The 18,139-nt window shown below is 72.6% G+C and carries 17 protein-coding genes; 6 read left to right on the forward strand and 11 right to left on the reverse strand.

The window, feature by feature from the left end:
- Position 1 precedes the first annotated feature (1 nt).
- The 3 genes from leuC (at position 2) to leuA (ending at position 3,932) form a co-directional block, all read left to right on the forward strand.
- Positions 2-1,393, forward strand: coding sequence for a 3-isopropylmalate dehydratase large subunit (gene leuC, locus FB467_RS15790; RefSeq protein WP_141785951.1), 1,392 nt, complete (start codon positions 2-4; stop codon positions 1,391-1,393).
- An 11-nt stretch (positions 1,394-1,404) separates the two neighbouring features.
- Positions 1,405-2,007 carry a 3-isopropylmalate dehydratase small subunit gene (gene leuD, locus FB467_RS15795; protein ID WP_141785952.1) on the forward strand — a complete coding sequence of 201 codons (603 nt, stop codon included), beginning with the start codon at positions 1,405-1,407 and terminating at the stop codon, positions 2,005-2,007.
- Between the two features lie 191 nt (positions 2,008-2,198).
- Positions 2,199-3,932, forward strand: a complete 1,734-nt coding sequence (leuA, locus tag FB467_RS15800) for a 2-isopropylmalate synthase (protein ID WP_141785953.1) — start codon at positions 2,199-2,201, stop codon at positions 3,930-3,932.
- 153 nt (positions 3,933-4,085) lie between these two features.
- Here the strand turns inward: leuA and FB467_RS15805 are convergent, their stop codons facing one another.
- Together FB467_RS15805 and FB467_RS15810 are read right to left on the reverse strand one after the other, a co-directional pair.
- Complete coding sequence (locus FB467_RS15805; protein ID WP_141785954.1) at positions 4,086-4,514, reverse strand: VOC family protein; 429 nt, start codon at positions 4,512-4,514, stop codon at positions 4,086-4,088.
- Positions 4,515-4,685: 171 nt separating this feature from the next.
- Positions 4,686-5,282: a TetR/AcrR family transcriptional regulator gene (locus FB467_RS15810; RefSeq protein ID WP_141785955.1), complete on the reverse strand. Its 597-nt coding sequence runs from the start codon at positions 5,280-5,282 to the stop codon at positions 4,686-4,688.
- Here FB467_RS15810 and FB467_RS15815 point away from each other — a divergent pair.
- Positions 5,281-6,846, forward strand: a complete 1,566-nt coding sequence (locus tag FB467_RS15815; protein WP_141785956.1) for an FAD-dependent monooxygenase — start codon at positions 5,281-5,283, stop codon at positions 6,844-6,846. The two genes, FB467_RS15810 and FB467_RS15815, sit on opposite strands and share 2 nt — an antisense overlap.
- A 20-nt stretch (positions 6,847-6,866) precedes the next feature.
- On the opposite strand, the gene FB467_RS15820 is transcribed toward FB467_RS15815, so the two are convergent.
- The 6 genes from FB467_RS15820 to glmS form a co-directional block, all read right to left on the reverse strand.
- The gene (locus FB467_RS15820) at positions 6,867-7,823 is read right to left on the reverse strand and encodes a phosphotransferase enzyme family protein (RefSeq protein WP_170230789.1); all 957 of its coding nucleotides are present in this window, start codon (positions 7,821-7,823) and stop codon (positions 6,867-6,869) included.
- 49 nt (positions 7,824-7,872) lie between these two features.
- Positions 7,873-8,364: a phosphatase PAP2 family protein gene (locus FB467_RS15825; RefSeq protein ID WP_170230791.1), complete on the reverse strand. Its 492-nt coding sequence runs from the start codon at positions 8,362-8,364 to the stop codon at positions 7,873-7,875.
- A 5-nt stretch (positions 8,365-8,369) separates the two neighbouring features.
- Positions 8,370-8,528: a hypothetical protein gene (locus FB467_RS18595; protein WP_153390398.1), complete on the reverse strand. Its 159-nt coding sequence runs from the start codon at positions 8,526-8,528 to the stop codon at positions 8,370-8,372.
- A gap of 73 nt (positions 8,529-8,601) precedes the next feature.
- The gene (locus tag FB467_RS15830) at positions 8,602-10,071 is read right to left on the reverse strand and encodes a bifunctional ADP-dependent NAD(P)H-hydrate dehydratase/NAD(P)H-hydrate epimerase (RefSeq protein WP_141785959.1); all 1,470 of its coding nucleotides are present in this window, start codon (positions 10,069-10,071) and stop codon (positions 8,602-8,604) included.
- A gap of 1 nt (position 10,072) precedes the next feature.
- Positions 10,073-10,429 carry a holo-ACP synthase gene (locus FB467_RS15835; protein WP_141785960.1) on the reverse strand — a complete coding sequence of 119 codons (357 nt, stop codon included), beginning with the start codon at positions 10,427-10,429 and terminating at the stop codon, positions 10,073-10,075.
- A 4-nt stretch (positions 10,430-10,433) separates the two neighbouring features.
- Entirely contained in the window at positions 10,434-12,290 is a 1,857-nt protein-coding gene (gene glmS, locus FB467_RS15840) for a glutamine--fructose-6-phosphate transaminase (isomerizing) (protein WP_141785961.1), read from the reverse strand.
- Between the two features lie 42 nt (positions 12,291-12,332).
- Between glmS and coaA the strand changes: the two genes are divergently transcribed.
- A complete protein-coding gene (gene coaA / locus FB467_RS15845; RefSeq protein WP_228393434.1) occupies positions 12,333-13,286 on the forward strand; it encodes a type I pantothenate kinase in 954 nt (317 codons plus the stop codon).
- A 59-nt stretch (positions 13,287-13,345) separates the two neighbouring features.
- Positions 13,346-14,755: a class II fumarate hydratase gene (locus FB467_RS15850; protein ID WP_141785963.1), complete on the forward strand. Its 1,410-nt coding sequence runs from the start codon at positions 13,346-13,348 to the stop codon at positions 14,753-14,755.
- A gap of 124 nt (positions 14,756-14,879) precedes the next feature.
- Here FB467_RS15850 and FB467_RS18815 read toward each other — a convergent pair whose 3' ends face one another.
- The 3 genes from FB467_RS18815 to phoH2 form a co-directional block, all read right to left on the reverse strand.
- Positions 14,880-15,818 carry an aggregation-promoting factor C-terminal-like domain-containing protein gene (locus FB467_RS18815; protein WP_211350626.1) on the reverse strand — a complete coding sequence of 313 codons (939 nt, stop codon included), beginning with the start codon at positions 15,816-15,818 and terminating at the stop codon, positions 14,880-14,882.
- A 230-nt stretch (positions 15,819-16,048) separates the two neighbouring features.
- On the reverse strand, positions 16,049-16,513 hold the full coding sequence (locus FB467_RS15860; RefSeq protein ID WP_141785964.1) for an SRPBCC family protein: 465 nt from the start codon (positions 16,511-16,513) through the stop codon (positions 16,049-16,051).
- Positions 16,514-16,629: 116 nt separating this feature from the next.
- Entirely contained in the window at positions 16,630-17,871 is a 1,242-nt protein-coding gene (phoH2, locus tag FB467_RS15865; RefSeq protein ID WP_244932785.1) for an RNA 5'-3' helicase PhoH2, read from the reverse strand.
- Between the last annotated feature and the right edge of the window lie 268 nt (positions 17,872-18,139).

The raw sequence follows: 18,139 nt of genomic DNA on the forward strand, positions 1-18,139 counted from the left end.
GATGGGTAAGACCCTGGCTGAAAAGGTCTGGCAGTCGCACGTCGTGCGCCGAGCCGAGGGAGAACCGGACCTTCTCTACATCGACCTGCACCTGGTGCACGAGGTCACCAGCCCGCAGGCGTTCGACGGTCTGCGGTTGGCGGGCCGCGGCGTGCGCCGCCCGGACCTCACCGTGGCCACCGAGGACCACAACGTGCCGACCACCCTCGGCCCGGTGGTCGACCTGGTGAGCCGCACCCAGCTGGAGGCGCTGAAGCGCAACTGTGACGAGTTCGGCATCGTGCACCACGAGCGCGGCAAGCTGGGCCAGGGCATCGTGCACGTCATCGGCCCCGAGCTCGGGCTGACCCAGCCGGGCATGACGATCGTGTGCGGCGACTCCCACACCTCCACCCACGGCGCGTTCGGCGCGATCGCGATGGGTATCGGTACCAGCGAGGTCGAGCACGTCCTCGCCACGCAGACCCTGCCGCTGGCACCGTTCAAGACGATGGCGATCACCGTCGAGGGCGAGCTCCCGGCGGGCGTCTCGGCCAAGGACATCATCCTGGGCGTGATCAACCGGATCGGCACCGGTGGTGGGCAGGGCTACATCCTGGAGTACCGCGGCAGCGCCATCGAGTCGCTGTCCATGGAGGGCCGGATGACGATCTGCAATATGTCGATCGAGGCCGGTGCCCGGGCCGGGATGGTGGCCCCCGACGAGACCACCTTCGCCTACCTCAAGGACCGCCCGCACGCCCCGAAGGGCGCCGACTGGGACGCCGCCCTCGAGGAGTGGCGCCAGCTGCGCACCGACCCGGACGCCACCTTCGACGCCGAGGTCGTCATCGACGCCGCCGACCTGTCGCCCTACGTCACGTGGGGTACCAACCCCGGGCAGTCCGTCCCGCTGGGCTCGGCCGTGCCGGACCCGGAGACCTTCGGCGACGAGGCCGCGGCCGATGCCGGGCGCCGGGCGCTGGAGTACATGGACCTGCAGGCCGGCACCCCGATGAAGGAGATCGCGGTCGACGCCGTCTTCCTCGGGTCCTGCACCAACGGCCGGATCGAGGACCTGCGCACCGCGGCCGAGCTGTTGCGCGGCAAGCACATCGCTGACGGGGTCCGGATGCTTGTGGTCCCGGGCTCGCACGCGGTGAAGCTGCAGGCCGAGGCCGAGGGGCTGGACGAGGTGTTCACCGCGGCCGGTGGCGAGTGGCGCCTGGCCGGGTGCTCGATGTGCCTGGGCATGAACCCCGACCAGCTCTCGCCGCAGGAGCGCTGCGCGTCGACCTCCAACCGCAACTTCGAGGGACGCCAGGGCGCCCGGTCCCGCACCCACCTGGTGTCCCCCGCGGTCGCCGCGGCCACCGCGCTGCGCGGCACCCTGTCCTCCCCCGCCGACCTGTAAGGAGCGCCCCGATGGACCCCTTCACCACGCACACCGGCGTCGGCGTCCCGCTGCGCCGCAGCAACATCGACACCGACCAGATCATCCCGGCCTCCTTCCTCAAGCGGGTCTCCCGCACCGGGTTCGAGGACGGACTGTTCTCCCGCTGGCGGGAGGACCCCGACTTCGTCCTCAACCAGGAGGCCTTCCGGGACGGTTCGGTCCTGGTCGCCGGCCCCGACTTCGGCACCGGCTCCTCCCGGGAGCACGCCGTGTGGGCGCTGATGCAGTACGGCTTCCGCGTGGTCATCTCCTCCCGGTTCGGCGACATCTTCCGGGGCAACTCGGGCAAGGGCGGGCTGCTCACCGCCCAGGTCGCGCAGGGCGACGTCGAGCTCATCTGGAAGTACCTGGAGAACGAGCCCGGCGCCACCGTCACCGTCGACCTCACCGAGCGCCGCATCGTGGCCGGTGACCTCACCACCACCTTCGAGGTCAACGACTACGTCGCCTGGCGACTGCTCAACGGGCTCGACGACATCTCGCTGACGCTGGAGCACGAGGCCGACATCACGGCATACGAGGCGCAGCGTCCGTCCTACAAGCCGGTCGTCACCGGGGCGACCACGAGCTGACCCACGCGCGGCAGGTCGGGTCGGGGTCGTGGCCCCGGTGACAGCCCGACCTGCCATGGGTTAGTCTTGCCAGCGATGCACACTCTGCTTCTCCTCCGCTGCCGCAGCGAGGCCAGTTAGGTCCGGCCCCTCGTTGCGGAGTTCTTGCTGTCCCCGGACGCCTGACAGCCCCCAGCGAGGAAGAGCCACCCATGAGCATCACCACCCAGTCCGACGCTTTCACCCGTAACCCCCAGCAGCCTTCCGGCATGCCGTTCGAGCGGTACACCCCGTTCATCCCGGTCGAGTTGCCGGACCGCACCTGGCCGGGCAAGACCATCTCCGAGGCACCACGCTGGTGCGCGGTCGACCTGCGGGACGGCAACCAGGCCCTGATCGACCCGATGAGCCCGGACCGCAAGCGGCGGATGTTCGAGCTGCTGGTGCAGATGGGCTACAAGGAGATCGAGGTCGGCTTCCCCGCCGCCAGCCAGACCGACTTCGACTTCGTCCGGATGCTGATCGAGGACGACCTGATCCCCGACGACGTCGTCATCCAGGTCCTGACCCAGGCCCGGGAGGCCCTGATCGAGCGCACCTACGAGGCGATCGCCGGGGCGAAGCAGGCCATCGTGCACCTGTACAACTCGACCTCGACGCTGCAACGCCGGGTGGTCTTCAACACCGACATGGACGGCATCATCGACATCGCGGTGACCGGCGCCCGGCTGTGCAAGAAGTTCGAGGAGCAGATCCCGGAGACCACCGTCTACTACGAGTACTCCCCCGAGTCCTACACCGGCACCGAGCTGGAGTTCGCGGCCCGGATCTGCAACCGGGTGATGGAGGTCTTCGAGCCCACCGCCGAACGCCCGGTGATCATCAACCTGCCGGCGACGGTGGAGATGGCCACCCCGAACGTATACGCCGACTCGATCGAGTGGATGAACCGCAACCTGGAGCACCGCGAGCACGTGGTGTTGTCGCTGCACCCGCACAACGACCGCGGAACCGGCGTGGCTGCGGCCGAGCTGGGCTACCTGGCCGGGGCCGACCGGATCGAGGGCTGCCTGTTCGGCAACGGCGAGCGCACCGGCAACGTCTGCCTGGTGACCCTGGGGATGAACCTGTTCTCCCAGGGCATCGACCCGCAGATCAACTTCTCCGACATCGACGCCATCCGGCGCACCGTCGAGCACTGCAACCAGCTGCCGGTGCCCGAGCGCCACCCCTACGGCGGCGACCTGGTCTTCACCGCCTTCTCCGGCTCCCACCAGGACGCGATCAAGAAGGGCCTGGAGGCCATGGAGCGCGACGCCACCGAGGCCGGGACCCCGGTGGACGACTTCCGGTGGGAGGTCCCCTACCTGCCGATCGACCCCAAGGACGTCGGCCGCAACTACGAGGCGGTCATCCGGGTGAACAGCCAGTCCGGCAAGGGCGGCGTGGCCTACGTGATGAAGAGCGAGCACAAGCTGGACCTGCCGCGCCGGCTGCAGATCGAGTTCAGCCGGGTCATCCAGCAGCACACCGACGGCGAGGGCGGCGAGATGTCCCCGGCGGCGATCTGGGCGGCCTTCGAGCACGAGTACCTGAACCGCACCGAGCCCGTCCGGCTGCACACCGTCGACAGCCGCACCCAGCCCGACGGCCGGGACGTCATCACCGCGACCGTCACGACCGACGGCCAGGACAAGACCATCGAGGGCACCGGCAACGGCCCGATCGCGGCCTTCGTCCAGGCGCTGTCCGGCGAGGGACACGACGTCCGGGTGCTGGACTACTCCGAGCACGCGCTCAGCTCCGGCGACGACGCCATCGCGGCCGCCTACGTCGAGTGCGCCGTCGACGGCGAGGTGCGCTGGGGCGTGGGCATCGACCCCAACATCGTCACCGCCTCGCTGCGTGCCGTCTGCAGCGCGCTGAACCGCCCCACCGTCGGCTGACCCCGCCGGCCCGGCCTCCCCTCCTCGCGGGCGGCCGGGCCTGCAGGATTATCGGGTCACCCGATAATCCTGTGCTTCGTAGCAGAAGCTTCCCGGTCGAAAGCGCCAGGTTCCGGGGTGAAGCACCGCCCGGAGGCGGCGAAAGGCTCCGGATCAGCCCTTGCCGTCGCCCAGCACGGTCGCACCGTCCTCGGTGATCGTCCAGAACGGGTTGTGCGCGATCTCCCAGGGGTGCCCCTCGGGGTCGATGAACACCCCGGAGTAGCCGCCCCAGAAGGTCCCGGCGCCCCGACGGCCGATGGTGCCACCTGCGGCCTGCGCCTGCTCCAGGATCTCGTCGACCTCGTCGCGGCTGGCGACGTTGTGGGCCGGGGTCACCCCACCCCAACCGCCGCTGTCCTCGACGCACGAGTCCACCTCGAGGGCGGCGCGCTCCCACAGGGCGAGGACCATCCCGCCCGCCTGGAAGAAGACCACGCCCTCCGGGGACGCGGCGGGCTCCCAGCCCATCGCCCGGTAGAAGGCCGTCGCCCGATCCAGGTCTCGCACACCGAGAGTCACCACGCTCAACCGTTGCTCCATGACAGTCAGCCTAGCCCTGCTGCCCGGAGGTCCCGCGCAGCGCGGACCCGGCGCGGCGCAGGACGTCCCGCAGGGCGTCGGTCACGTCCTCGTCCGGCGCCACTCGGGCACGCTGGGCGATGTCGTATGCCCCACCCGCCTCCGCCGCGTCCGCGCCGGGACGGCCGAGCCCTAGGGGTGCTCGTCCATCAGGTAGCGCTGGAGCGTCGGGCCCAGCCAGGCCACGACCTCGTCCGGGGTCAGCTCGGTGACCGGCGGCATCCGGAGGACGTAGCGGGTCAGCGCCAGGCCGAGCACCTGGGTCCCCACCAGGGCCGCCCGCTTCTGCGCCTGCTCCGGGAAGGGCGTCAGGCTGCGCACGGTGGGCAGGATCTGGGTGGCGAAGACCTCCAGCACCCGCTCGACGCCGGCCGGGTTGGTCACCGCCACCCGCAGCAGCGCCACCAGGATGTCGTCCTCCTCCCAGCGGGTCACCAGGTGCCGAGCCAACTGGGTCCCGGGGGGCTCCGGCCCGTCCGGGTCGACCTCGGGCAACCGCACGTCGACGGTGCTCGCCGCCGCGAACAGCCCCTCCTTGTTGCCGAAGTAGCGCATCACCAGCGACGGGTCGATGTCGGCGTCCCCGGCGATCGCCCGGATCGTGGCGCGCTCGTAGCCGTCGGCGGCGAACCGGTCGCGCGCCGCAGCCAGGATCGCGGCGCGGGTGGCCTCCGATCGAGGCCCTCCGACCTGCGCGCCCCCGACGCCCTCACCACCGCGCGCACTCATGTCAACGAGTGTAGGCCAACAACTGTTGACATCGGTCGCGACACGCGCCTACCGTGGATGCCAACAGGTGTTGACATTCCGCCGATGCCGCCGAGGAGGAGTCATGAACCACGTGATCGTCGTCGGGGCGGGCCCCACCGGCCTGCTGCTCGCGGGAGACCTGGCCACGGCCGGAGTCCGGGTGACCCTGGTCGAACGCCGCCCCCGCACCGAGAGCAACCTCACCCGCGCCTTCGGGGTGCACGCCCGCACCCTGGAACTGTTCGACGCCCGCGGCCTGGCCGACGAGCTCGTCGCGACCGGTCAACCGATCACCCGGTTGAGCCTGTTCCACCGGCTGACCCTGGACCTCGGCGCGCTCCCGAGCCGGTTCCGCTTCCTGCTGATCACCCCGCAGTACCAGGTCGAGCGGCTCCTGGCACGCCGGGCCGGCGACGCCGGCGTCGCCTTCCGGCACGGGACGACGCTGACCGGCCTGGCCCAGGACGCCGACGGGGTCTCCGCCGCGGTCAGGACCCCCGACGGCCGGCACGAGACGATCAGGGCCGACTACCTGGTCGGCACGGACGGACACCACAGCACGGTGCGCGAGCTGATCGGACTCCCCTTCCCCGGCACCGCGGTGCTGCGGTCGATGGTGCTCGCGGACGTCCGGCTGGCGGACCCCCCGGCCGAGCAGCTGACCGTCAACGGGGTCGGGGACGCCTTCGCCTTCATCGCCCCGTTCGGCGACGGCTGGCACCGGATCTTCGCCTGGGACCGGGACGACCAGCAGCCGGTCGACGCCCCGCTGGAGCTCGAGGAGGTGCGGGCGATCACCCGTCGCGCGCTGGGCACCGACCACGGGATCCTCGAGGCCCGGTGGCTGTCCCGCTTCCACAGCGACGAGCGCCAGGCGCCGGCCTACCGGGTGGGCCGGGTGTTCCTGGCCGGCGACGCCGCCCACGTGCACTCACCGGCCGGCGGGCAGGGGATGAACACCGGCCTGCAGGACGCCGCCAACCTGTCCTGGAAGCTCGCCGCCGTGGAGTCCGGTCGGGCCCGCGACGGGCTCCTCGACAGCTACCAGACCGAGCGGCACCCCGTCGGCCACCAGGTGCTGCGCAGCAGCGGCGCGCTGATCCGCCTCGCGATGGCCCGCCACCCCGGGGTGCGTGCCCTCCGGGCGGTCTTCTCCGTGGTGGTCAGCACCGTCGCCCCGGTCCGTCGCCGTGCGTTGGGGATGGTGACCGGTGTGGGCATCGCCTACCGGGCCGCCCCGCGCAGCCACGGGCTCACCGGGTCCCGGGCACCGGACGTGACGCTGGCCGACGGCCGACGGCTCTACGAGGCGCTCCGGCGAGGCCGGTTCGTCCTGGTCACCCCGCCCGGCCGGAGCGGCGACCTCGCCGGCCTGGCCGACGCCGGTCTGGTGGTCACCGCCGGCCCGCAGGACCGCACCGTGCTGGTCCGCCCCGACGGTTACATCGCCTGGGCCTGCGAGGGGGTCGCGGGCGCAGACACCCTCGCCCGGGTGCTCGACACGGTCGGTCACGCACCGCTTCGGGTGGCCCGCCCGGCCTGACCGGTCCGGCGCCCAGCCGCTCAGGGCAGCGGGTAGCGCTCCGGGCCCGCGGCGGCCAGGTCGAGCAGGAACGCGCGCTGCCGCGGGTCCGCCCACGCCTGCGCGTCGTTGTCCTCCAGCGCCCAGCTGCCCTCCTCCCAGAACATGTGGTCCAGGGCCGCCGGCCACAGCTCGCGCTCGGCGGGGGTGAGCTCGACCTGCCCCAGGTATGCCGTGGCGAAGGTCTGCCACTCCGCGGCGGTGAACAGCCGCCCCGGCGCGCCGTCGCACTCGTTGTGGAACAGCACCACCGCCAGGGCCAGGTCGAACAGCCGGGGCTCGACCCCGCCGTTGTCCGGATCCACCAGCACGGGGGCGGGGTCGCCGTCCGCGGGGCCGGTGAAGACGAGGTTGTTGGCCTTGTAGTCGCTGCACACCCCGGTCCGCACCAGGTCGTCGGCGCGGTCCCGGAGCACGGGCAGCGAGTCACGCCACCAGCGTCGGCCGAGGGTGGCGACGGACCCGGCGAGCCCGGCCTCCCCCTGCTCCCCCAGCACCCGTTCCAGGGTCACCAGGTCCCCCTCCATGTCCTCCTCGGTGGAGTCCGGGAAGGCGTACTCCCGCAGCCCGAGGTCGTCCACCCGGACAGGATCGGCGTGCAGCCGACCCAACAGCTCCCCGGCGGCGGCGAGCTGGTCACGCCCACCGGCATACGGTGCGCCGGCCTCGAACGGGTAGACCACCCACCACTCCTGGCCGACCTGCTGCGGGTTCGGCGTCCCCGCGTCGTACGGTGCCACGACCGGCAGTCCGGCACCGCGCAGCCGGGTGGTCCAGCCGGCCATGGCGCGGGCCCGTCCCTCCTCGGTCGCGGTGCGCTTGACCACGACGGGGGCCCCGTCGCGGGCGGTCCCGCGGAACACCGGGGCCCAGCGGGTCAGCGGGTCCGGCTCCACGGTGGTCAGGTCGAATGCTGCGGCGAGGTCGGTCGGGTGCACGACCGACGACGCTAGCCGCGGCCACCGCGCCCCCAAAATCCGGGCGCCGTCAGGTGCTCGCGGGCCGCAGCCGGAGCCAGACCCGGTGGGCCACCACCACGACCATCGCCCACGCCAGCCCCACCGCCCACCCGCCCATCACGTCGGTCAGCCAGTGCTGTGCCAGGTAGACGCGGCTGAGGCCCACCAGCACCGGGAAGAGGGCGCACGCCACGACGCCGACCACGCGCCGGGACGAACGTGGGAGGGTCAGCAGCAGGAGGTATGCCGTCACGACCGCCAGCACGGTCGCGTTCAGGCTGTGCCCGCTCGGCCAGGCGGGCGAGGTCTCGTAGGGCGGGAGCGCGAGGACCACGGGCGGCCTGAGCCGTCCGACCAGCTCCTTGCCGAGGACGGTGAGACCGAGGGACCCGGCCAGCGCGCTAGCCACCGCCACCGGCGCCGTCCAGTCGCGGCGCCGCCAGCTGAACGCCCCGACCAGCAGGATCGCGAGGAGGGGCACCCCGACCCGACCGGCGGCGAAGGTCAGCGCCTGCGCCACGGTCGTCAGCCAGGGGTGCGCACGTCCTGGGCCAGGTCCAGCGCGGGGTGGTCGAGGGACCCGACACCGTCGCCGTCGGTGACCCCCTCATAGACCTCGAAGCCGCCCCAGGTCGCCAGCGCCACCAGCAGGCCCAGCAGGACCGCCGTCCCGACGAAGGCCACGTCGGCCCCGCGCCGCGGGGAGCCCCGGGCGGCCGGGGGTCGGGTGGTTCATGCGGGGCAGTGTGGCACGCCGTCAACGCAGCAGCAGGTGGGCGACGGTGGTCCCGAGGCCCTGTGCCACCGCCTGCGCCCGCAGCGGACCGCCGGGGTTGGCGCGGTCGGCCGCGACCCCGTGGACGAGGGCGGCCAGCGAGCCGGCGGCGATCGGGTCCAGGCCCGCGGCCAGCAGGGTCCCCGCCAGCCCGGCGAGGACGTCGCCGGCGCCGGCCGTCGCCAACCACGACGGCGCGTCGGCCTGGCTCCGGACCGGGGTGCCGCCGGGAGGGACCACCAGGGTGGTGGAGCCCTTCAGCAGGACCACGGCCCCAGTGCGCTCCGCCGCGCGCTCGGCCTGGTCGAGCGGCCGGTCGACCACGTCCTCGCGGGTCACCTCGGTCCCCTCCAGCCGGCTCAGCAACCGGGCCAGCTCGCCCGCGTGGGGCGTGAGCAGGGTCGGGGCCGACCGCGGCCGGTCCACCAGGTCCAGGGCCCCGGCGTCGACGAGGCAGGGACGGTCGCCGGCCAGGGCCGCACGGCAGGCCTCCAGCTGGGCCGCCCCCGAGGGGGTGCGGTCGTCCCCGGCGAGCCCCGGCCCGAGCACCCACGCCTGGACCCGCCCCGCCCCGGGGACCACCTCGGGGCAGGCGGCCAGCACCAGGTCCTCGGCCCGCTCCGGACCGACGTAGCGGACCATGCCGGCCCCGGCGCACACGGCGGCGGTCGTGGCGAGAAGGGCGGCACCGGGGTAGCGCTCGCTCCCGGCCACCACGCCCACGACCCCGCGGCGGTACTTGTCGTCCGCGGGACCGGGCACCGGCCAGAGGTCCCGGACGTCGTCGAAGGTCAACCGTTCCACGGCGGCCCGGTCCGGCTCGACGACCCCGATGTCGACCACGGTCAGCCGTCCGACGGCGGGCTCGGTGGCCGGCAGCAGGTGGACCGGCTTGGGCACCCCGAAGGTGACCGTCTCGTCGGCGAAGACGGCCCGCCCCAGCGGTTCCCGGCCCGCCGGGTCGGCGCCGCTGGGCAGGTCGACCGCCACCAGATAGCTGTCGTCCTCGACCGCGGCCGCCAGGGCCGCCATGGCGCCGCGCAGCCCGGCGCGTCCCCCGATGCCGAGCAGGCCGTCCACCACGAGGTCGGCCTCGGCGAGCAGCCCGGTCACCTCCGGCGGCAGCTCGTGCGCTGCGGGGTCCAGCAGGTGCGGCTGCACTCCCGCGGACCGGACCGCCTCGAGGCCTCCGGCATGGACCGCCTCCCCCACCCCGACCACGGCGACGGCGAGGCCGTGGGCGAGGTGCGCCGCGGCATACAGGGCGTCCCCGCCGTTGTCACCGGGGCCGGCGAGGACCACGACCGTCCCGGCCCGGGTGTCCTCCGCCCGGGCCGCGACGACCGCGGCCAGTCCTTCGGCGGCGCGGGCCATCAGGGCACCGTCCGGCAGGTCCGCCATGGCGTCCTGCTCGATCCGGCGGACGTCCGGGACGGCGTGCGCCCGGATCACCTCAGGACCCGCCCTCGGCCACGACGACGGCCGAGGCGATCCCGGCGTCGTGCGACAACGACAGGTGCAGCGAGGTCACCCCCAGGCTGTCGGCGCGGGCCCGCACCGTGCCGATGATGCTCAGGTGCGGGCGGCCGTCCCCGGCCCGGACGACCGTGCAGTCGGTCCAGCGCAACCCCACCGGGGCCCCGAGCGCCTTCGCCAGGGCCTCCTTGGCGGCGAACCGGGCGGCCAGCGAGTTGGTGCCCAGTCCCCGCTCGCCCTCGGTGAACAGCCGGTCGAGCAGCCGGGGGCTGCGCTCGAGCTGCTTGGCGAACCGGGCGACGTCCACGACATCGATCCCCAGACCGATGATCATCGGCTCACTCGACGGTGACCGACTTGGCCAGGTTGCGCGGCTGGTCCACGTCCAGCCCCTTGGCGGTGGACAGCTGCAGTGCGAACACCTGCAGCGGCACGGTGGTCAGCAACGGCGCAAGCAGCGGCGGGGTGGCGGGGACGCGGATCACCACGTCCGCGAACGGGACCACGGCCTCGTCGCCCTCCTCGGCGATCACCAGGGTGCGGGCCCCCCGGGCCCGGATCTCCTGGATGTTGGAGACCACCTTGCCGTGCAACCCGTGCTCGGAGTCCGGCGAGGGCACCACGATGAACACCGGTTGACCGGGCTCGATCAGCGCGATGGGCCCGTGCTTGAGCTCCCCGGCGGCGAAACCCTCGGCGTGGATGTAGGCGAGCTCCTTGAGCTTCAGCGCACCCTCCATCGCGACCGGGTAGCCGACGTGCCGCCCGAGGAAGAGCACCGAGCGGGTGTCGGACATGAAGTAGGCGATCTCCTTGACCCGCTCCATGCCGTCGAGCACGGCCTGGATCTTCTCCGGGACCTGCTGCAGTTCGCGCATCACCTCCGCGATCTGCTCGGCCGGCTCGCCGCGCAGCTGGGCCAGGTAGAGGCCGAGGACGTAGCTGGCGGTGATCTGCGCCAGGAAGGCCTTGGTGGAGGCGACCGCGATCTCCGGGCCGGCGTGGGTGTAGAGGACCGCGTCGGACTCCCGCGGGATGGTCGACCCGTGCGTGTTGCAGATGGACAGCGACTTCGCGCCCAGCTCGTTGGCGTGCCGCACCGCCATCAGCGTGTCCATCGTCTCCCCCGACTGGGAGATGGAGACCACCAGGGTGCGCTCGTCGACGACGGGGTCGCGGTAGCGGAACTCGTGCGCCAGCTCGACCTCGACCGGGATCCGGGTCCACCGCTCGATGGCGTACTTGGCCACCATGCCGGCGTAGGACGCGGTGCCGCAGGCCACGATGACGATCTTGTCGACCGCCCGGAGCTCCTCCTCCGGCAGCAGCAGCTCGTCCAGCACCAGGTGCCCGTCGGCGTCGGTCCGCCCGAGCAGGGTGTCCGCCACGGCGTGCGGCTGCTCGTTGATCTCCTTCTCCATGAAGGTGTCGAAGCCGCCCTTCTCCGCGGCGGCCGCGTCCCAGGTCACCTCGTAGGCCTTGCCGTCCGAGGGGGTGCCGTCGAAGGCGATCACCGAGTAACCCTCCGGGGTGATCGTCACGATCTGGTCCTGACCCAGCTCCAGGGCGTGCCGGGTGTAGCCGATGAAGGCGGCGACGTCCGAGCCCAGGAAGTTCTCGCCCTCCCCCAGACCGACGACGAGGGGGGAGTTGCGGCGCGCGCCCACGATCAGGTGGGGCTGGTCGGCGTGCACGGCGAGGAGGGTGAAGGCGCCCTCCAGGGTGTTCACCACCTCGCGCATCGCCTCGGTCAGGTCGCCGGTGCGGGCGAAGGCGGCGTCCACCAGGTGCGCGACGACCTCGGTGTCGGTCTCGGAGGAGAAGGTCACCCCGTCCGACTCCAGCTGCTGCTTGAGCGCGTGGAAGTTCTCGATGATGCCGTTGTGCACCAGCGCCAGCTTCCCGGCCGTCCCGCCCCGGTGCGGGTGGGCGTTGGCGTCGGTCGGACCCCCGTGCGTGGCCCAGCGGGTATGGCCGATCGCGGTGGCCGTGTCGGGCAGCGGAGCCTCCTCGAGGGCCTCGCGCAGGTTGCTCAGCTTCCCCGCGCGCTTCTGGCCCTCGACCCGCTCACCGGTCACGAGGGCGACACCGGCGGAGTCGTACCCCCGGTACTCCAACCGGCCCAGGCCCTCCATGACCACGGTGAGGGCCCGGTCGCTGCGGTCGGGCCCGACGTATCCCACGATTCCACACATGCGGCACAGCCTAACCGTGGGAGGCCGTGCACAATGTCCGCCATGGCATCCAACGGCGCCAACCAGCCCACGCCCTTCGTCGAACTCGACCGTGCCGCCTGGGCACGGTTGCGTGATCAGCACCCGATGCGGCTCGACGCGAGCGAGGTCAGGCGGCTGCAGGGACTGGGCGACCGGCTGGACATCGCGGAGGTCGAGCAGATCTACCTGCCGCTGTCCCGGCTGCTCTCCTTCTACGAGCGGGCCACCGAGGGCCTGCACCGGGTGACCGGCGACTTCCTCGGCGAGCGCCGGGCGCGCACCCCCTTCGTCATCGGGGTGGCCGGGTCGGTCGCGGTGGGCAAGTCCACCACCTCCCGCATCCTGCGCGAGCTCATCATGCGGTGGGAGTCCCGACCCACCGTCGAGCTGGTCACCACCGACGGGTTCCTCTTCCCCAACGCCGAGCTCGAGCGGCGCAACCTGATGAGCCGCAAGGGCTACCCGGAGTCCTACGACCGGCGCGCGCTGCTCCGGTTCGTCACCGCGGTCAAGGCGGGGCAGGCGGAGGTCGTGGCGCCGGTCTACTCCCACCTCACCTACGACATCCTGCCCGACGAGCAGATCGTGGTCCGGCAGCCGGACGTGCTCATCGTGGAGGGGCTCAACGTGCTCCAGGCGCCCCGGGAGCAGCCGGACGGGCGCACCGGGCTGGCGGTCAGCGACTTCTTCGACTTCTCGGTGTATGTCGATGCCAAGGACTCCGACGTGAAGACCTGGTATGTCGACCGCTTCCTCCGGCTGCGGGAGACCGCGTTCGCCCAGCCGTCCTCCTACTTCCGGCGGTATGCCTCGCTCAGCGACGACGCGGCCCAGGACATCGCGGAGAACATCTGGGACGCGATCAACGCGCCCAACCTGGTGCGCAACATCCGTCCGACCCGGGGCCGGGCCACCCTGGTGCTGCGCAAGGGGACGAACCACAAGGTGGAGCGGGTCCGGCTGCGCCGCCTCTGAGCGACCCCGCTGAGCGACCCCGCGCCGCGTGCGCGACGGGGGTGGTCCACGATGGGGGTATGAGCACCGGACAGGCCACCCGCATCGAACGCGACTCCATGGGTGAGGTGGAGGTGCCGGCAGACGCCCTGTATGCCGCCCAGACCGCCCGCGCCGTCGCCAACTTCCCGATCTCCGGCCAGGGGGTGCCGATCCCGATCGTGCACGCACTCGCCCTGGTCAAGTCCATCGCCGCCGGCGTCAACGCCGACCTGGGCGTGCTGGACGCCGACCTGGCGGCGGCCATCACCGCCGCCGCCGACGAGGTCGTCGCGGGCACCCACGACGACCACTTCCCGATCGACGTCTACCAGACCGGGTCCGGCACCTCGACGAACATGAACGTCAACGAGGTGGTCGCCACCCTGGCCAACCGCGACCGGGCCGAGGGCGCCGACCGGGTCCACCCGAACGACCACGTCAACTACGGGCAGTCCAGCAACGACACCTTCCCCACGGCACTCCGGATCGCGGTGACCCGGCAGAGCGTCGAGCAGCTCGAGCCCGCGCTGGCCCGGCTGGAGGCCTCGCTGACCGCCAAGTCCGAGGAGTTCGCCGACGTCGTCAAGGCGGGGCGCACCCACCTGATGGACGCCGTCCCGGTCACCCTGGGCCAGGAGTTCGCCGGCTATGCACGGCAGATCGCGCTGGGCCGCCGCCGACTCGCCGAGGCGGCCGCCCTCACCGCGGAGCTCCCGCTGGGCGGCACCGCCGCCGGGACCGGGCTCAACGCCCACCCGGAGTTCGCCGGGAAGGTGATCGCCGAGCTGTCCTCCCGGACCGGGATCGAGTTCACCGAGGCCGCCGACCACTTCGAGGCCCAGTCCACCCAGGACGCCCTGGTGGCCCTGGGCGGGGCGCTGAAGGTCGTCGCCGTGTCGCTGACCAAGATCTGCAACGACCTGCGCTGGATGGGTTCGGGCCCGCGCGCCGGCCTGGGCGAACTGCACCTGCCCGACCTGCAGCCGGGGTCCTCGATCATGCCGGGCAAGGTCAACCCGGTGATCCCGGAGGCCACCTTGATGGTGTGCGCCCGGGTGATCGGCAACGACGCCACGCTCACCATCGGCGGGGCCTCCGGCGCCTTCGAGCTCAACGTGATGCTGCCGGTCATGGGGCTGGCGCTCACCGAGTCCCTGACCCTGCTCTCGACCTCCTCGGTGCTGCTGGCCGAGCGCGTCGTGGACGGGCTGGAGGCCGACGCGGACCGGTGCCGGGAGCTGGCCGAGAGCTCCAGCGCCATCGTGACCCCGCTCAACAAGTACATCGGCTACGAGGCGGCCGCGGCCGTGGCCAAGCAGTCGCTGGCCGAGAAGCGCACCATCCGCGACGTCGTGATCGACCGCGGTCACGTCGCCCGGGGCGAGCTCACCGAGGAGCAGCTGGACCAGGCGCTGGACGTGCTGTCGATGACCCGTCCGCACGCCTGACGAGCCACCACGGCTCACCGACCCACCGCGCCCGACCGGCGCGTCCGGCACGACGACGAGCGGGCCGTCCGGGAGATCCCGGGCGGCCCGCTCGTGGGTGCTGCAGGTGAGGTTGGTTGGTGGCTCAGTACCAGCCGACGGCCTCGGAGTGTGCCCAGGCGCCGCAGGGCGTGCCGTAGCGGCCGGAGATGTAGCCCAGGCCCCAGCTGATCTGGGTGGCCGGGTTGGTCTGCCAGTCGGCGCCGGCGCTGGCCATCTTGTTGCCGGGCAGGGCCTGCGGGATGCCGTAGGCACCCGAGGACGGGTTCTGGGCGGTGTGGTTCCAGCCGCTCTCGCGCTGCCACAGCGACTCGAGGCAGCCCCACTGGTCCTGGCCCCAGCCGTAGCTGCCGAGCATGGACTGGGCGATGCTCTTCGGGCTGCCGGAGGGCGGCGCGGGGGCGGCCTCGACGGGCTCCTCCTCGACCGGCGCCTCCTGGACCGGCTCCTCGACGGGGGCGGCCTCGCGGACCTCCTCGCGGGAGGCGGCCTCCTCGGCGGAGCGCTCGGCGGCAGCCTGCTCAGCCGCGGCCTGCTCGGCGGCAGCCTGCTCGGCGGCAGCCTGCTCGGCGGCAGCCTGCTCGGCGGCAGCCTTCTCCTCGGCAGCCTTCTCCGCGGCCAGTTCCTCGGCGCGGGCGTTGGCGGCCTCGACGGCCTGGCTGTTCGCGGCGACGGAGCCGAGCACGGCCGCGTGGGCCTGCTCGAGACGGTCGATCCGCAGGCTGCCAGCGTCGGTCTGCTGGCGCTGCACACCCTGGCGCACGGCCGAGAAGGTGTCGGCGCTGACGGCCGGGCCGACCTTGCTCAGGCTGGCGCGCACGCCGTCGGCGGTCACGGTCTGCCCCGGGGACAGCGTCGCGTAACCGGCCAGGCCGAGGGTGCCCGCGGTGATGAACGCGGTCACCAGGGTGGCGGGACGGTGCAGGGCGCGGCGGGCGCGGTGCTTGGGCTGGGAAGCGTCGGCGGACTCGAGCAGCTCGACGGACTCGACGGGGGCGGTCGAGGATTCGGGCGTGGGGGACATGGGCACTACTACCTCCAGGACTCCTCGCGCCGGCAGGGGACCGGAGAGCCGCAGGAGCGTTATCAAATCGTAATGAACGCGTTCACCGTGCCAGCCCCCCGGGGAACTTTGCAAGTTCAACGACCCAGACGTGGGGAACCTCACACGCCCTCGACGAGGGGTGCACCGACCCGGCCAGGCTACCCCGGTGGCCCTCGGGGAGCCGACCCGGGGCGCCTGCCGGACAGGGCTCAGCCGGCGACGGCGGCCGCCAACCGGCCCAGCGAGTCCTCGAGCTGACCCTGGCTGACCAGCGGGAACCCGATCTTCTCCAGGAGCTGCGGGTCGGTCACGCCGGACCAGTCATAGGTGAGCCGCACGGTCGTCGCGTCGGTCCCCTCGGGGGTCAGCTCCCACACCCACTGCCACCCCGGGGGCTCGGTGCCGGCCGGCGCCGTCTTCCAGGCGATCAGGTGGTTGTCGTCGAAGCCGACGACGTGGTTGTCCGTCTGGTACTCCCCGCCCATGTGCGGCCCCTCCATGTTCATCGTGAACACCTGGCCGGTGCCGGTGATCCGGTCGGTGCGGTCGTCCGACCGGACGAAGCCCGAGCCGTCCAGCTCGGCGTGCCGCGCGGGGTTGGAGAGCACCGCGAAGATGTCCTGCGCGGGGGCGTCGACCACGCGGCTGACGGTGATGCTGGTGTCCTCGGTCATGGGGCTGCTCCTTCTCGACGGGGTGCTGTGGCGGCGCGGGGCCGTCCTCCCGACGGTAGGCGCACCGCAGCCCCGTCGCACGCGGGGGCGACGGGGGCGCCGGCCCAGGGGGCCGCTCAGCCCAGGGCGTTGCTGCCCTCGAGCAGGTCGGTGACCAGGGCCGCGATCGGGCTCCGTTCGCTGCGGTGCAGGGTGATGTGGGCGAACAGCGGGTGGCCCTTGAGCGACTCGATCACCGCCGCGACGCCGTCGTGCCGGCCCACCCGCAGGTTGTCCCGCTGGGCGACGTCGTGGGTCAGCACCACGCGCGAGCTCTGGCCGATCCGCGACAGCACGGTGAGCAGCACGTTGCGCTCCAGCGACTGGGCCTCGTCCACGATCACGAAGGCGTCGTGCAGCGAGCGCCCGCGGATGTGCGTCAGCGGCAGCACCTCGAGCATGTCGCGGTCCACGATCTCCTCGACGACCTCCTTGGAGACGACCGCTCCCAGGGTGTCGAAGACGGCCTGCGCCCAGGGACCCATCTTGTCGTTCTCGCTGCCGGGCAGGTAGCCGAGCTCCTGGCCCCCCACGGCATACAGCGGGCGGAACACGATCACCTTGCGGTGCTGGCGCCGCTCCATCACGGCCTCCAGGCCGGCGCACAGCGCCAACGCGCTCTTGCCGGTGCCGGCGCGGCCACCGAGGCTGACGATCCCGACGTCCGGGTCGAGCAGCAGGTCCAGCGCGATCCGCTGCTCCGCAGAGCGGCCGTGCAGGCCGAAGGCGTCACGGTCCCCCCGAACCAGCTTGATCGAACGGTCGGGGGCCACCCGCGCCAGCGCGCTGCCCGAGGGACCGAGCACGGTCAGCCCGGTGTGCACCAGCAGGTCCTCGGTGGCCCCGTGCTCGAGCCGGCCGCTGTCGTAGAGCGTGGCCATCTCGGCGTCGGAGACCTCCACCTCGGCCATCCCGGTCCAGCCGCTCTCGACCGCGAGCTCGGCACGGTACTCCTGCGCCTGCAGCCCCACCGCCGAGGCCTTGACCCGCATCGGCAGGTCCTTGCTGACCACGACCACGTCGTGCCCCTCGTTGGCCAGGTTGCGGGCGACCGCCAGGATCCGGGTGTCGTTGTCGCCGAGCCGGAAGCCGGCCGGCAGCGACTGGGGGTCGGTGTGGTTCAGCTCGACCCGCAGCGTGCCCCCGGCGTCCCCCACCGGGATCGGCGTGCTCAAGCCGTCGTGCTCGACCCGCTTGTCGTCCAGCAGCCGCAACGCCTCACGGGCGAAGTAGCCGAGCTCGGGGTGGTGCCGCTTGGCCTCCAGCTCGCTGATGACCACGACCGGGAGCACGACCTCGTGCTCGGCGAACCGGAGCATCGCCCGCGGGTCGGACAGCAGCACGGAGGTGTCGAGCACGTAGGTCCGGAGCCGGGTCGGGTCACCCGTTCCCTCCTGTGCCTCGGCCGCGGTGCGGCCCTGGACGGCGGTGGAACGGGTGCTGGTGACCATGTCGACTCCCCTGTGCGTGCGGCAGCTACGCGGTGGTGGCGGTGTGGTGACCGGGACCGGGGCCCACGACGCTCGCGGGGAGCCGGTGCCGGCCCTCCGCCCAGAGTCGTCGATCCATCTGGTGGGCCTTCCCGAA

The organism is Ornithinicoccus hortensis (genome assembly GCF_006716185.1).
Lineage (GTDB): Bacteria > Actinomycetota > Actinomycetes > Actinomycetales > Dermatophilaceae > Ornithinicoccus > Ornithinicoccus hortensis.

Coding starts and splice junctions, on each gene's coding strand:
- coaA (WP_228393434.1), top strand. CDS start 12,333: ATGGCATCCAACGGCGCCAACCAGCCCACGCCCTTCGTCGAACTCGAC.
- FB467_RS15835 (WP_141785960.1), bottom strand. CDS start 10,429: ATGATCATCGGTCTGGGGATCGATGTCGTGGACGTCGCCCGGTTCGCC.
- leuC (WP_141785951.1), top strand. CDS start 2: ATGGGTAAGACCCTGGCTGAAAAGGTCTGGCAGTCGCACGTCGTGCGC.
- leuD (WP_141785952.1), top strand. CDS start 1,405: ATGGACCCCTTCACCACGCACACCGGCGTCGGCGTCCCGCTGCGCCGC.
- glmS (WP_141785961.1), bottom strand. CDS start 12,290: ATGTGTGGAATCGTGGGATACGTCGGGCCCGACCGCAGCGACCGGGCC.
- leuA (WP_141785953.1), top strand. CDS start 2,199: ATGAGCATCACCACCCAGTCCGACGCTTTCACCCGTAACCCCCAGCAG.
- FB467_RS15860 (WP_141785964.1), bottom strand. CDS start 16,513: ATGACCGAGGACACCAGCATCACCGTCAGCCGCGTGGTCGACGCCCCC.
- FB467_RS15850 (WP_141785963.1), top strand. CDS start 13,346: ATGAGCACCGGACAGGCCACCCGCATCGAACGCGACTCCATGGGTGAG.
- FB467_RS15810 (WP_141785955.1), bottom strand. CDS start 5,282: ATGAGTGCGCGCGGTGGTGAGGGCGTCGGGGGCGCGCAGGTCGGAGGG.
- FB467_RS18815 (WP_211350626.1), bottom strand. CDS start 15,818: ATGTCCCCCACGCCCGAATCCTCGACCGCCCCCGTCGAGTCCGTCGAG.
- FB467_RS15805 (WP_141785954.1), bottom strand. CDS start 4,514: ATGGAGCAACGGTTGAGCGTGGTGACTCTCGGTGTGCGAGACCTGGAT.
- phoH2 (WP_244932785.1), bottom strand. CDS start 17,871: ATGCTCCGGTTCGCCGAGCACGAGGTCGTGCTCCCGGTCGTGGTCATC.
- FB467_RS15815 (WP_141785956.1), top strand. CDS start 5,281: ATGTCAACGAGTGTAGGCCAACAACTGTTGACATCGGTCGCGACACGC.